At 32.5% G+C, this 12,495-nt stretch carries 15 protein-coding genes; 8 read left to right on the top strand and 7 right to left on the bottom strand.

Going from position 1 to position 12,495, the window contains the following annotated elements:
- The first annotated feature begins 73 nt into the window (after positions 1-73).
- Both queA and WC622_RS07655 read left to right on the top strand, forming a co-directional pair.
- A complete protein-coding gene (gene queA / locus WC622_RS07650) occupies positions 74-1,123 on the top strand; it encodes a tRNA preQ1(34) S-adenosylmethionine ribosyltransferase-isomerase QueA (RefSeq protein ID WP_182921668.1) in 1,050 nt (349 codons plus the stop codon).
- A gap of 72 nt (positions 1,124-1,195) precedes the next feature.
- Positions 1,196-1,864: a 2-C-methyl-D-erythritol 4-phosphate cytidylyltransferase gene (locus tag WC622_RS07655; RefSeq protein WP_372818830.1), complete on the top strand. Its 669-nt coding sequence runs from the start codon at positions 1,196-1,198 to the stop codon at positions 1,862-1,864.
- A 60-nt stretch (positions 1,865-1,924) separates the two neighbouring features.
- Here the strand turns inward: WC622_RS07655 and WC622_RS07660 are convergent, their stop codons facing one another.
- The 6 genes from WC622_RS07660 to WC622_RS07685 all read right to left on the bottom strand — a co-directional run bounded on the left by WC622_RS07660 (position 1,925) and on the right by WC622_RS07685 (position 4,943).
- The gene (locus WC622_RS07660; protein WP_372818832.1) at positions 1,925-2,077 is read right to left on the bottom strand and encodes a lmo0937 family membrane protein; all 153 of its coding nucleotides are present in this window, start codon (positions 2,075-2,077) and stop codon (positions 1,925-1,927) included.
- A gap of 127 nt (positions 2,078-2,204) precedes the next feature.
- Positions 2,205-2,426, bottom strand: a complete 222-nt coding sequence (locus WC622_RS07665; protein WP_008240955.1) for a DUF2795 domain-containing protein — start codon at positions 2,424-2,426, stop codon at positions 2,205-2,207.
- Positions 2,427-2,511: 85 nt separating this feature from the next.
- Positions 2,512-3,060 (bottom strand): cob(I)yrinic acid a,c-diamide adenosyltransferase, encoded by a 549-nt coding sequence (locus tag WC622_RS07670; protein WP_372818835.1) that lies wholly within the window; start codon positions 3,058-3,060, stop codon positions 2,512-2,514.
- A gap of 56 nt (positions 3,061-3,116) precedes the next feature.
- Positions 3,117-3,875 carry an ABC transporter ATP-binding protein gene (locus tag WC622_RS07675; RefSeq protein WP_372818837.1) on the bottom strand — a complete coding sequence of 253 codons (759 nt, stop codon included), beginning with the start codon at positions 3,873-3,875 and terminating at the stop codon, positions 3,117-3,119.
- Between the two features lie 49 nt (positions 3,876-3,924).
- On the bottom strand, positions 3,925-4,215 hold the full coding sequence (gatC, locus tag WC622_RS07680; protein WP_372818839.1) for an Asp-tRNA(Asn)/Glu-tRNA(Gln) amidotransferase subunit GatC: 291 nt from the start codon (positions 4,213-4,215) through the stop codon (positions 3,925-3,927).
- A gap of 5 nt (positions 4,216-4,220) precedes the next feature.
- Positions 4,221-4,943: a lysophospholipid acyltransferase family protein gene (locus WC622_RS07685; RefSeq protein WP_372818841.1), complete on the bottom strand. Its 723-nt coding sequence runs from the start codon at positions 4,941-4,943 to the stop codon at positions 4,221-4,223.
- Positions 4,944-5,213: 270 nt separating this feature from the next.
- Here WC622_RS07685 and trpS point away from each other — a divergent pair, with 270 nt between their 5' ends.
- The 5 genes from trpS (at position 5,214) to WC622_RS07710 (ending at position 8,420) form a co-directional block, all read left to right on the top strand.
- A complete protein-coding gene (trpS, locus tag WC622_RS07690) occupies positions 5,214-6,215 on the top strand; it encodes a tryptophan--tRNA ligase (RefSeq protein ID WP_372818843.1) in 1,002 nt (333 codons plus the stop codon).
- Between the two features lie 86 nt (positions 6,216-6,301).
- Positions 6,302-6,916 (top strand): deoxynucleoside kinase, encoded by a 615-nt coding sequence (locus WC622_RS07695; protein ID WP_372818845.1) that lies wholly within the window; start codon positions 6,302-6,304, stop codon positions 6,914-6,916.
- A gap of 9 nt (positions 6,917-6,925) precedes the next feature.
- Positions 6,926-7,123 (top strand): DUF5808 domain-containing protein, encoded by a 198-nt coding sequence (locus tag WC622_RS07700; RefSeq protein WP_372818847.1) that lies wholly within the window; start codon positions 6,926-6,928, stop codon positions 7,121-7,123.
- Between the two features lie 5 nt (positions 7,124-7,128).
- Positions 7,129-7,854, top strand: a complete 726-nt coding sequence (gene kdsB, locus WC622_RS07705; RefSeq protein ID WP_372818849.1) for a 3-deoxy-manno-octulosonate cytidylyltransferase — start codon at positions 7,129-7,131, stop codon at positions 7,852-7,854.
- 35 nt (positions 7,855-7,889) lie between these two features.
- Positions 7,890-8,420 (top strand): hypothetical protein, encoded by a 531-nt coding sequence (locus WC622_RS07710; RefSeq protein ID WP_372818850.1) that lies wholly within the window; start codon positions 7,890-7,892, stop codon positions 8,418-8,420.
- Here WC622_RS07710 and WC622_RS07715 read toward each other — a convergent pair.
- Positions 8,417-11,299, bottom strand: coding sequence for a triple tyrosine motif-containing protein (locus WC622_RS07715; protein WP_372818851.1), 2,883 nt, complete (start codon positions 11,297-11,299; stop codon positions 8,417-8,419). The two genes, WC622_RS07710 and WC622_RS07715, sit on opposite strands and share 4 nt — an antisense overlap.
- 276 nt (positions 11,300-11,575) lie before the next feature.
- Here WC622_RS07715 and WC622_RS07720 point away from each other — a divergent pair.
- The coding region (locus WC622_RS07720; protein WP_372818853.1) for a TonB-dependent receptor plug domain-containing protein at positions 11,576-12,495 on the top strand (920 nt) is incomplete at its 3' end.

Here is a 12,495-nt window from a genome sequence, read left to right on the forward strand (position 1 = left end):
TCATAATTATTAATTGTAAAAAACAGAATTATAATTTGTAAATTTGCGCCCTAATTTACTACATCAAAAAAACATGAAGTTATCTCAATTTAAGTTTAATTTACCTGAATCGCTCCTAGCTAACAATCCTGCAGAAAATAGAGACGAAGCCCGTTTAATGGTTTTGCACAAAGATAGCGGCAAGATTGAGCATAAAATTTTTAAAGATGTTTTAGGCTATTTTGATGACAAGGATGTAATGATCCTTAACAACACAAAAGTTTTCCCTGCTCGTTTATACGGCAATAAAGAAAAAACTGGTGCTACTATCGAAGTATTTTTATTACGCGAATTAAATAAAGAATTACGTTTATGGGATGTTTTAGTAGACCCAGCTCGTAAAATCCGTGTTGGAAATAAATTATATTTCGGCGATGACGATTTATTAGTTGCTGAAGTTGTGGATAATACAACGTCACGTGGTCGTACTATTCGTTTCTTATTTGACGGTACTGACGAAGAATTCAGAAAAAATGTTGAAATTTTAGGAGAAACACCACTTCCAAAATACATCAAACGTAAAGCTACTGCTCAAGATAAAGAGCGTTATCAAACAATTTATGCTAAAAACGAAGGTGCTGTTGCAGCTCCAACCGCTGGTTTACACTTTAGCAGAGAGTTAATGAAACGCTTAGAATTAAAAGGTGTAGAATTTGCAGAAGTTACTTTACACGTTGGTTTAGGAACTTTTAGACCTGTTGAGGTTGAAGATTTGACTAAACATAAAATGGATTCGGAGCAGTTTATTATTGAGCAACCTGCGGTTGATACTGTAAACAAAGCTTTAGAAGAAAAAAGAAGAATTTGCGCAGTTGGTACCACATCAATGCGTGCTATAGAATCTGCAGTTTCATCTGGAAGAAAATTAAAGCCTGCTAACGATTGGACAAGTAAATTTATTTTCCCTCCTTATGATTTTAGTATTGCAAACTGCATGATCACTAATTTCCACACACCAGAATCTACTTTGTTAATGATGGTAAGTGCTTTTGGAGGTTACGAAAATGTAATGAATGCCTACCAAGTAGCGTTAAAAGAGAAGTATCGCTTTTATAGCTATGGCGATGCAATGCTAATTATATAGCTATTTGCACTTAATATAAAGTATTTAGATAAATTTGTCTAAATACTTTATATTAATACCTACCTACTGAAAATGAAATACTATGCAATAATTGTTGGTGGAGGTTCTGGTAAAAGAATGCAGAACACAATTGCTAAACAGTTTTTATTGCTAAAAAATAAGCCCGTGCTCATGCACACATTATCGGCTTTTTATACTTCTTCTTTCAAACCCGAAATTATTCTTGTTTTACATCCCGACCTTCATCAATATTGGGAAGAGCTTTGCTTAAAATATAATTTCGATATTCCTCACGTATTAATTAGAGGTGGGGAACAAAGATTTCATTCTGTGAGAAATGGTTTAATGACGATTAAAGGCGAAGGAATTGTAGCCGTACATGACGCTGTTAGACCTTTGGTTAGCTCGAAACTTATTGCTAAAGCCTATGAAATTGCTGAAGATATGGGAAATGCAATCACTTGCATTAAGCCAAGCGATTCGGTAAGAAGAGTGAAAGAAAACAGCGAGGAAAGCAAGATCATTAACAGAGATGAACTTGTATTAATACAAACGCCGCAAACATTTGAGATTAGTCAACTCAGAAAGGGATACCAGCAACATTATAAAGCAAAGTTTACTGATGATGCTAGTGTAGTTGAAAAGGCTGGTTTTAAAATAAATTTGATTGAAGGCGAAAGAAATAACCTGAAAATTACTTATCCAGAAGATTTAGAATTAGCAAATTTCTTGCTAAAATAAAAAGCTTTAACAAGGTTAAACCTTGTTAAAGCTAATTCGACATTACTATAGCAATTTATTTTAGGCGGCGCCTCTAATTACTCTTAAAATAATAGCTATGATTGCTATTACTAATAGAATGTGAATGATACCACCCGTATAGTAACCTCCAATGAAGCTGATTGCCCAGATGATTACCAAAATTACTGCAATTACATAAAGTAGATTTCCCATGAGATTTAGTTTTTAGTTGTTTTTAAGTTTAATACCTTTTTATTTGATTTTAAACATTAACAACCAATTACTCCAAATTGTTCTGAAAAATAAAAAAGTCCCAAATTTCTTTGAGACTTTTAATCATTTAATATTCATCTTCATTAAAGAAGAAGTCATCTTTTGTAGGATAATCAGGCCAGATTTCCTCTATAGTTTCGTAGGGCTCACCATCATCTTCTAAGGCTTGTAAATTTTCAATCACCTCAACAGGTGCACCAGAACGAATACCGTAATCTATTAATTCGTCTTTTGTTGCAGGCCATGGAGCGTCTTCCAAGTGCGATGCGAGTTCTAATGTCCAATACATATTCTTAATATTAATTTATTCTTAATTCTGAAAGCGCAAAAGTATGTTAAAAAAAATGAGCAAAACAAATATTTTTTTCCACCATTTAAATTCGTGGTATCCAGATGTTTTCTGCTGTTTTAGTATCAGCGCTCAGTTTACGTGCCAAAACAAATAAATAATCACTTAATCTATTCAAATAGATTGTAATATTGTTGTCAACAAAACTTTCTGCTGCTAAATGCACAGTTAATCTTTCGGCTCTACGACATACACAACGTGCTAAATGACAATAAGATACAATTGTATTTCCTCCTGGCAAGATAAAATGTTTCAATTCAGGTAAGACTTCATTCATGGTATCCATTTCATTTTCTAAAAGTGTGATATCACTTTCAAGTAAATCAGGAATTTTCATTTTTGATCGTTCAGGATCTGATGCCAACGATGAACCAATTGTGAATAACCTATCTTGAATCTCTTTTAATATTTGCTGATGATGGTTGTCAATATCCTGACACATAATTAAACCGATGTACGAATTTAATTCATCAACAGTACCATAACTTTCAATACGCACATGATATTTAGGTACTCTAGTACCACCAATTAATGAAGTTTGACCTTTATCGCCAGTTTTAGTGTAAATTTTCATACCCTAAAGGGGAAATTTAATAGTTGATACCTGATTCCTTTTAGGGGAACAAGAAGTTAGTTTATTTTCTCAAAATCATCACCTTTTTCTTCTAAATTAGTTAAGCGAGGTGAAACTGTTTTGATATCTTCATTTAAGTAATCTTTCTCAATCAAACCGTCACGCATACGCACAATTCGATGTGCATGTTGTGCGATATCTTCCTCGTGTGTAACCAAAATGATGGTATTACCTTTACTATGAATCTCTTCTAGCAAGCCCATAATTTCAATTGAGGTTTTGGTATCTAAGTTACCTGTCGGCTCATCGGCCAATATAATTGAAGGATTGTTAATTAATGCTCTTGCAACAGCTACACGTTGACGTTGACCACCAGAAAGCTCATTTGGCTTGTGCGTTACACGATTACCTAAGCCTACATTTTCTAATGCTTTTGTAGCACGTTCATCACGTTCTTTTTTACTTGCACCTGCGTAGATTAATGGTAAAGCAACATTATCTAAAGATGTAGAACGAGGTAATAAGTTAAACGTTTGAAAAACGAAACCAATCTCTTTGTTACGAACTTCGGCTAACTCATTATCAGTCATATGACTAACATTAATCCCGTTTAAAATATAATCGCCTTTGCTTGGTGTATCTAAACACCCCAAAATATTCATCAAAGTAGATTTACCAGAACCTGAAGGGCCCATTAAAGCAACAAATTCTCCTTTTTCAATGGTTAATGTAACAGACTTTAATGCGTGAATAACTTCTGAACCGATAACGTATTTACGACCTATATCCTTTATGGTAATGAGTGTGTTCTTCATTGTTTTTTCTTTTTAGACCAGCTTTGCCTAGGCAATGTTACAGTTGGATTTACTTTTCTATTATTTTCGGCACTAGGAAGAAACTTTCATTGTGTATAGCTGCATTTTTTAATCCATCAGCTACGCTAATTTCTTGCTTTACATTATCTTCTCGCCAAACATTAACTTCTTCATTCATATATACCAATGGTTTTACGCCAGTAGTATCTAACTCGTTAAGCTTTTCCATAAAAGTAAGTATCTTATTCATTTCTACGGTTAATGTATCAACCTCGTTATCTTTTATAGCAATTCTAGCTAAATCAGCAACTTTATGAACAGTTTGCTTATCTATTTTCATGTGTATTATAATTTACTATTAATCTTTTTAAAAACCTCATCCTTTAAAACATCAGCGTTTTCTATGCCCAATATACTGGTTAAAATGGGTTCATGTACATAAATATCTCCAATACCTGGTCTGGTACCATATTTCATTCCATCATCCCACATCAATTTCCATATATTTATAATGCTTACGGGTACAATTGGTATATTTTTTTCAATGGCTAACCTAAAAGGGCCATTTTTAAATTCTTGTAAAACTGGTGGATATGCCTCATCAATTCTTCCTTCTGGAAAAATAATTAAGCTCATCCCCTTTTCTAAATTTTCACTAGCTCTTTTAAATGCTCTAAAAGCAGAAATTTTACTTTCTCTGGAAACAGGTATATCTATTGTTTTAAAAAACATACCCAATACAGGATTTTTCAATAATTCTTCTTTGCCCATAAAATGATATCGTCCTCTGGCTAACACGCAAAAAATAACAATATCTAAGTTAGAAGTATGATTTGCACAATAAATGTACGTTTGTTTGCTATCTAATTCTTTTTCAAACTCAAAATTAAAAAAAGTACCGGTTACAGCAGTGCAAATAAAAGAGTGAAATGTTCTAATTTTATTTAAAAATAAATAATATTTAGGATTACGCGTACCTAGATAATAAAGTGGTCGGAAAAGAATAAAGAAAAAAACAATGCTAAATACAGAGTATATGTAATGTATTTTTCGGAATAGTTTAATCATCGAAATCAAAAATACAAATTACAGCAATCTATTTCTCAATTTAAGAATTAAAAATAGGCAGTTGACCGTCGGTATAGGCTCGGTATACCGTCGGTTGACCGTCGAAATAGGCTTTTGGACGGTCAACCGACGATGAATGGACGGTCAGGCGACGGTCAATGATTATGTAACATTTTATAAATCAACGTCTTAAATGATATTATTTTACCAAAATTACAATAAAGTCAAATATTTAAATTCCGTTCTTATGTTTTTTATTAATTTCGGGGCATGATCAAAGAAACGGTTGTAAGCGGAATACGTTCTACAGGAAAATTACATATAGGAAATTATTACGGTGCGGTAAAAAACTTTGTACAAATGCAACACGAGTACAATTGCTACTTTTTTATTGCCGATTTGCATTCATTAACTACACACCCTACTCCGGCAGATTTACATGGAAATGTGAAACATGTTTTGGTAGAATATTTGGCTTGTGGGATAGATCCAGAAGAAACAACTATTTATATCCAATCTGATGTGCCAGAAATTGCAGAATTGTATTTGTATTTAAATATGAATGCCTACATGGGTGAATTAGAAAGAAGTACATCTTTTAAAGATAAAGTTCGTGGGAATCCAGATAATGTGAATGCAGGGTTATTAACTTATCCAGTTTTAATGGCGGCTGATATTTTAATACATAGAGCTACAAAAGTCCCAGTAGGTAAAGACCAAGAGCAGCATTTAGAAATGGCTCGTACATTCGGCAATCGATTTAATAGATTATATAATCAAGATTATTTCCCTGAACCTTATGCATTTAGTTACTCTAAAAATCTTGTAAAAGTTCCTGGCTTAGATGGAAAGGGAAAAATGGGTAAATCAGAAGGCGAAGGAAATGCAGTGTATTTATCAGACAGCCCTGAAATTATTCGTAAAAAAGTTTCAAGAGCAGTTACGGATAGTGGTCCAACCGCAGAGTTTCAAGAAAAACCAGAAGCTATTCAGAATTTATTTGATTTGATGAAAATTGTTTCTTCTGAAGATACTTTAGCTCATTTTGAAGATCAATACAATAAAATGGCTATTCGTTATGGAGATTTCAAAAAGCAATTAGCTGAGGATATGATTATTACAACGACACCAATGCGTGAACGTATTAATGAAATTGCTGCAGACACCTCTTATCTTCGCCAGGTAGCAAAACATGGTGCTTTAAAAGCAAGAGAAAGCGCACAAAAAACTATCAGAGAAGTTAGAGAATTAATTGGGTTTAAAAGTTTTTAATTGATAGATTTGAAATGAGTGGTTTAGATTTCATTTAAAAATCTTAAACTCTTGTCTTACATCTAAATCTCATATCTAAATAAAATATGCACATAGCAATAGTTGGAAATATTGGCGCAGGAAAAACAACTTTAACTAGCTTACTTTCAAAAAGTTACGGATGGGAAGCTCTGTACGAAGCAGTTGATAACAATCCTTATCTGGAAGATTTTTATAGCGACATGAAACGTTGGAGCTTTAATTTACAAATCTATTTTTTAAATAGTCGTTTTCAACAAATTGTAGAGATAGATAGTAATAAACGCAATGTAATTCAAGATCGTACGATATATGAAGATGCCCATATTTTTGCCGAAAATTTGCATGAAATGGGATTAATGACTTCGAGAGATCATGATAATTATAGGGCTATTTTTAGCAATATTACATCATTTATTAAACCACCAGATTTATTGGTGTATTTAAGAGCTTCTGTACCAACTTTGGTCAATAATATTCAACGTCGTGGTAGAGAATATGAGGCTAGTATTCGTATTGATTATTTATCAAAATTAAACGAAAAATATGAAGCTTGGATTAAAGGGTATGATTTAGGTAAGTTATTAATTTTAGATAAGGATAAACTTGATTTCACTAATAATCCAGAAGATTTAGGAACTGTTATTCAATCTATCGAAGCAGAAATTAACGGATTGTTTTAAATCCATATTATGAAAGACTTTCCGCATGATGATCCGTCGAATTGGAAATTTGGGATATTTTATTTCAATAAAAACGACTCTAGATTTATAGTTCGTAAACAGGTTGAAAGTTTAGGTTGGACATTTAATTTTGCTCATCCAATTTCTTATGTAGTATTAGCCTTAATACTTTTAATTCCTATTTTATCTATTATATTTTATAATTAGCTATTATGAAATTTCTAGGTATTATTCCTGCTCGTTTTGCTTCTACCCGATTTCCGGGTAAACCATTAATTGATATTGGTGGAAAAACCATGATACAGCGAGTTTATGAGCAAGCCTTAAAATCTGATTTAGATAAAGTAGTAGTTGCCACTGATGATGAACGGATTGTAGCAGAAGTTAAACGATTTGGGGGTGATTTCATATTAACTAGTCCTAATCATCAAAGTGGAACAGACCGTTGTGCTGAAGTTGTTCAAAAGCTATCAGGATTTGATGTAGTAATAAATATTCAAGGTGACGAGCCATTTATAGATCCGTCACAAATTTCTTTGTTGAGTTTATGTTTTAATGATGAAACCGTTGAGTTAGCAACGCTGATTAAAGAAATTAGTGAGGATGCTGAACTTTTCAATCCAAATATTCCAAAAGTTGTAATTAACGATAATCAACAAGCTATTTATTTTAGTCGGCATCCTATTCCTTTCATTCGCAATGCGGAAAAAGAAAAATGGGCAACAACACACCAATTTTATAAACACATTGGTATTTATGGTTATAAAGCGACAACACTGTTAAAAATCACTAAATTATTACCATCATCTTTAGAATTGGCAGAAAGTTTAGAGCAATTGCGTTGGCTAGAAAACGGTTATCAGATTAAAACCAAAATAACTACCATTGAGACTATTGCGATTGATACGCCAGAAGATTTACAAAAAATAATTTTATAGGATATTTTTTTATCTTCGAAAGTAAATGAATCCCTATGAAACGCTTTCCTTTATCCATTCTATTTATTGCATTTATAATTAGTTCTTGCACTTCGAAAAATGAGAAAAAAGCAGCTGAAAATGTAGAAAAAACTGCGTTGCAAGCATTTACAGACACTGTACAACTTGATACTTTTAAAATTTCTTTAAAAGGAACTGAATCTAAAAACATGAGCCTGTTGTTTACAATTACAAGCTATAAAGGTGTGCAGGTTTATAAAAAGGAAATTAAAGCTGAAGAATTACTTAAAAGTTATTTAGCTAGCGCTGATTTAAAAAAAGAGGAAGAGAAAATCAAATTTTTAAATGATGAGGTTAACTTCTTTTTTGAGGAAGAGCATTTCTTAATACCAGCCATAACTGATCAAGAAAAACCTGACAACAATACGCCAGATAAAGTTTTTTACGAAGAGTTAAAAGCAAGTAAATTAAATGGTTTCGATTATCGCTTAGGTAAAGACATTAAAATATACATTGCTTGGTCTGCAAAAGAGCAAAAAGTAAAAATCTATTATAAGTGTTGCTAAGTGTTTTTTGGAGAAGTATTTAAAAGGAAGTCGAATAGGTTTACTTCTGGCTTTAAATTCAATTTTTTCCTTAATCTATATCTACTTACTTCCACAGCTCTAGGTGTTATATTTAATAGTTGAGAGATTTCTTTTGAAGATAAATTGAGTTTTAAATAAGCACAAAGTTTTAAATCACTAGGACTAAGATTTGGATATTTTTCCTTTAAATTGCTTAGGAAATTTGCATGTACATGATCAAAATGTATGGAGAATTGCTCCCAATCGTTATCCAATTTTTTAGCTTCGTTTAATAACCTAATTACTTTTTTCAAGTCATTAGCGGTGTCTTTGCTTGTGGTTTGCTGCACTAATGGCAAAAGCTCATCTCCTATTTTAGATAATAATTTACCCCGTTGAACCAAGTGCATTGTAGTAGTTGCCAATTCTTTATTTTTAAACTCTACATCTGCTTCTAGCTGTTTCTTTTGAAGTTTAGTAATTTGCTGTTCGTTTCTTTCTATCTCTAATTGGTGTTTTTGTCTTAAATTATCTTGCTGTTTTTTATGTTCTTTTTCTTGAACTTTAATCAATAAATACAACATATAAATAAATAGCACAAAGTAAAAAACATAGGCAACGTTACTTCTATACCACGCTGGTGAGATCGTAAATGCATAACCTATCGATTTAGATTCATTACCTAAATTATTTCTAGCTTTTACTAAAAAAACATATTTACCATGGGCCAAATTCGTATAGTCTTTTTCACTTTTACTACTCCAAGCAGACCAATCATCATCATATCCTTGTAGTTTATAACTAAACTCTATATTCTCTTTTTGTTCAAATAAAGTCGATGCGTATTCGAAATGAAGAGAGTTGTATTCAAAAGATAATTTTTGTTTTGCCTTTCTTTCTCCGCCAAAATATCCACCAAAAAAAACGCTATCAGTTTTTCCTGCAATACGAATTTGACCTAACAATACATTTGGTTTAAAAATGTTGGCGGCATATTTTCTATAGTCTATGTGGATTAAGCCTTTATTTGCTCCTATAAATATATTTCTATCATTATAAGGGTAAATATTCTCAAACCCTGCAACAATTTTAGAGGTTAATTCAGGAAATTCAACAATAGTAAAGTTGCTATTTCGGTTTTTATTAAAATCAACCACTCCTACTTTCTTTGTGGTAACAAACCAGATATTTCCGTCTGGATCTTCAGTTAAATATTGAATAGAAAGTTTTTTAAAAATTGGTCTAAAAAATTGACTTGGTTTAAATCTTTTCTTGACAGAATCGTATTCATAAATCCCATCTGCTGTTGCAGCAACTATTCGATTTTTTACCTTAAATATGTAATTGTACAAAGTAAATGGAAGACCATCTTTTTGTGTTAGCAACGTTGTTTTAATCATCTTTTGCTTATCAGGCGATAAATCTATTTTAAAAATGCCTCGATAAGGATGTGAAGCCCAAATACAATTTAATTTTTCATCTACAGCCATAAACCTTAATGGTTCATTTAATGCAGCTATTGTTCCTCTATTACTAAACTCATTGTCCTTAAAACTAATGTATTGAAGTCCGGTATAAGTTCCTGCGATAACGTTATTATTTCCTTTGGCTATTGGAGAAAACAACCAAGTACCCAAACCTTTATATAATTGTTTAACATTATTACCATCAATTACTGAAGTTCCGTCTTCATTTGCTAATAAAAGATGTTTATTTATTTCTGCCAATCCCCAAGTTTGTCCTTTAGTGTTAATCACCTCAGAGAATTGAGACTGAGAATTACTCAAATCTTCTTGTTTAGTATTTAATGGAGCAGAAAAAACACCATTTGACGTCCCTACATAAAGTTTATTATCAAAAATTCTACTTGCATAACTAGAAACTTGCCTTTTCCTATCGGGATAAATGTGTTTAATTGCACTATTAAAAGCAATAAATGAAATACCATCATCAAGACCTAGCCATAGATTTTGATGTTGATCTAGTAATATATTTCTGATATTACTATTGTATAATCCTTCAGTGTAGGAAAACTGTCTTACCAAAACCCCTTTGCGATTAATAATTAGTAATCCTGAAGAAGTAGTTCCTAATGCGTATAAATCCTTATTAATTTGGATTGCACCGTTAATCCTATCGTTATAAAAAATTTTATCCTCCGCGGTTTTTTTATTAATTAATTCTTTACCTTTCAAGAGAAAAAGACCATCATTTAATGTAGTAATTAATAACGTATCTCCATTGTACGGTAAAACTGCAGTAACGTTTCCACTTATAATTCTTTTATCATCACAAATGACATCCCATTTGCCAGCATTGAAAACCTTTAGACCAATATTAATTTCTTGAGCATACACTTTATTCTCCACTTTTCCCATGTAAACCCAAGCAATTGGGGTAGGATAAACATCAACTTTATTATTGACGAAGCGAATTATTTTATTAACTGTTCTGAAATAAATTTCCTTACCATTAAACACAATGTCCCATACATCTGCAAACTGTCTATCTTTAGTTGGAATTAAGTGCTTTAAAGAATGGTAAGTTAATATGCCATATTCATTTGGAGAGAAATATCCAATTTCATCTTGGCCTCCAATATAAATCTTACCACTAACATCAATTTTAACCGATCTGATAATTGTTTTATTTGGAGTGGGATAGATTTTCCAATAAGCACCATTATAGGTCAACAGGCCTTCGTTATTTGCAAAGTATAGAATTCCATTTTGATCTTGACCGATTCCCCAATTTTGAGTTCCACCTTTATACTCTAAGCTAGTATAACTACTAACCTGTGGTAAACCGATTGGATCTTGTGCCTTTAAATAAAATTGAGGCAAGAATACCATCAAAAAGAGCAAAAAAAAATATCTCATCTTATCAAGGCTTAATACGTAAATATTTGGTTATGGTTAATTACAGGTAATTATTGTTCAAGATACTAAATTTATCAATGTTGTAGTTCAATAATGCGTTTTCATATTAATTTTAAAGAAAAAAGTCCCTCTTGTATGGGTATTGTTGTGGGTTGATTTTTCATTAATGGGTAATTAACGCTATATATTTGTTACAAGACGTTTGCTAGAATTAACGGAATTACTCCTGAGATCAGCAAATAGAACTAACCAAAATATAAACTTAAATTATTTGTTATGAAAGGAAAATCTACGTTCATTCTTTTGATCTTTTCCCTATTTTTTTCGCTGAGCCTCCGAGCACAGGAAATTGATGTGTCAGGAAAAGTAACCTCCAAAAGTGATGGGTTACCTCTACCCGGGGTGTCTGTAAAAATTCAGGGTACAAACACTGGTGTGGCCACTGGCGCAGATGGTGTATTTAGAATTAAAGTTCCTAAACCAGGTTCTATTCTTGAATTTTCTCAAATTGGTATGGCTACGCAAACGTTTGTAGTAAATAACTCACAACCAATTACTATTGCAATGACAGATTCGCAAAGTGAATTAGAGGAGGTTGTTGTAATAGGTTATGGCACTCAAAAAAAGAGCGTTGTTACAGGATCCATTTCTCGAGTTAGCTCAGAAGACTTAGAAAACAAGCCAGTTACACGTATTGAACAGTCGTTACAAGGTCGCACTTCAGGTATAACAATTACAACTAATTCCGGTCAGCCAGGTGAGGGTGCCAATGTATTAATTAGAGGTAAAACTAACCTTACCGCAAGTGATCCACTTTATGTGGTAGATGGAAATGTAATTTTTGGTGGTATTGACTATTTAAACCAATCAGACATTTCTTCGATAGAGGTTTTAAAAGATGCTTCTGCTGCAATTTATGGTACACAAGCGGCCAATGGTGTAATTTTAATTACTACTAAAAAAGGAAGTCAAACAAACGGATCCGTTCGAGTAAACTATAATGGGTATGTAGGTACCCAGGCACCAGCTAGAAAGTTAGATCTGCTAAATTCAACTCAATATGCTACCTTATATAATGAAGCACAATTGGCAGCAAATCCAGTGGCAGTTCCTCGGTTTCCTAATCCATCTGCATTAGGTGTAGGTACAGATTGGCAGGCTGCAGTATTTAACAACAGTGCAATGTTACAAAACCA

It is taken from the genome of Pedobacter sp., from assembly GCF_041662865.1.
GTDB lineage: Bacteria > Bacteroidota > Bacteroidia > Sphingobacteriales > Sphingobacteriaceae > Pedobacter.

Excerpts from the sequence above, each read along its gene's own strand:
- WC622_RS07685 (WP_372818841.1), bottom strand. The coding sequence starts at position 4,943 with ATGATTAAACTATTCCGAAAAATACATTACATATACTCTGTATTTAGC.
- WC622_RS07675 (WP_372818837.1), bottom strand. The coding sequence starts at position 3,875 with ATGAAGAACACACTCATTACCATAAAGGATATAGGTCGTAAATACGTT.
- WC622_RS07660 (WP_372818832.1), bottom strand. The coding sequence starts at position 2,077 with ATGGGAAATCTACTTTATGTAATTGCAGTAATTTTGGTAATCATCTGG.
- WC622_RS07700 (WP_372818847.1), top strand. The coding sequence starts at position 6,926 with ATGAAAGACTTTCCGCATGATGATCCGTCGAATTGGAAATTTGGGATA.
- WC622_RS07695 (WP_372818845.1), top strand. The coding sequence starts at position 6,302 with ATGCACATAGCAATAGTTGGAAATATTGGCGCAGGAAAAACAACTTTA.
- WC622_RS07715 (WP_372818851.1), bottom strand. The coding sequence starts at position 11,299 with ATGAGATATTTTTTTTTGCTCTTTTTGATGGTATTCTTGCCTCAATTT.
- WC622_RS07710 (WP_372818850.1), top strand. The coding sequence starts at position 7,890 with ATGAAACGCTTTCCTTTATCCATTCTATTTATTGCATTTATAATTAGT.
- WC622_RS07655 (WP_372818830.1), top strand. The coding sequence starts at position 1,196 with ATGAAATACTATGCAATAATTGTTGGTGGAGGTTCTGGTAAAAGAATG.
- WC622_RS07665 (WP_008240955.1), bottom strand. The coding sequence starts at position 2,426 with ATGTATTGGACATTAGAACTCGCATCGCACTTGGAAGACGCTCCATGG.
- WC622_RS07670 (WP_372818835.1), bottom strand. The coding sequence starts at position 3,060 with ATGAAAATTTACACTAAAACTGGCGATAAAGGTCAAACTTCATTAATT.
- trpS (WP_372818843.1), top strand. The coding sequence starts at position 5,214 with ATGATCAAAGAAACGGTTGTAAGCGGAATACGTTCTACAGGAAAATTA.
- gatC (WP_372818839.1), bottom strand. The coding sequence starts at position 4,215 with ATGAAAATAGATAAGCAAACTGTTCATAAAGTTGCTGATTTAGCTAGA.
- queA (WP_182921668.1), top strand. The coding sequence starts at position 74 with ATGAAGTTATCTCAATTTAAGTTTAATTTACCTGAATCGCTCCTAGCT.
- kdsB (WP_372818849.1), top strand. The coding sequence starts at position 7,129 with ATGAAATTTCTAGGTATTATTCCTGCTCGTTTTGCTTCTACCCGATTT.